This window comes from Citrobacter sp. Colony219, assembly GCF_019382635.1.
Lineage (GTDB): Bacteria > Pseudomonadota > Gammaproteobacteria > Enterobacterales > Enterobacteriaceae > Citrobacter > Citrobacter youngae.
Map to the genome: position 1 here is coordinate 577,104 of NZ_CP080033.1, position 562 is coordinate 577,665.

At 52.3% G+C, this 562-nt stretch carries 1 rRNA gene (running past one end of the window); it reads left to right on the plus strand.

What is annotated here, in order from left to right:
* The first annotated feature begins 17 nt into the window (after positions 1-17).
* Positions 18-562: ribosomal RNA gene (locus JTI85_RS02605) — 23S ribosomal RNA — on the plus strand; it runs 2,362 nt beyond the window's last position.

Genomic DNA, 562 nt, shown 5'->3' on the forward strand with positions numbered 1-562 from the left:
ACATCTTCGGGTTGTGAGGTTAAGCGACTAAGCGTACACGGTGGATGCCCTGGCAGTCAGAGGCGATGAAGGACGTGCTAATCTGCGATAAGCGTCGGTGAGGTGATATGAACCGTTATAACCGGCGATTTCCGAATGGGGAAACCCAGTGTGTTTCGACACACTATCATTACGTGAATCCATAGCGTAATGAAGCGAACCGGGGGAACTGAAACATCTAAGTACCCCGAGGAAAAGAAATCAACCGAGATTCCCCCAGTAGCGGCGAGCGAACGGGGAGCAGCCCAGAGTCTGAATCAGCTTGTGTGTTAGTGGAACGGTCTGGAAAGTCCGACGGTACAGGGTGATAGTCCCGTACACCAAAATGCACAGGTTGTGAACTCGAAGAGTAGGGCGGGACACGTGGTATCCTGTCTGAATATGGGGGGACCATCCTCCAAGGCTAAATACTCCTGACTGACCGATAGTGAACCAGTACCGTGAGGGAAAGGCGAAAAGAACCCCGGCGAGGGGAGTGAAAAAGAACCTGAAACCGTGTACGTACAAGCAGTGGGAGCCTCTT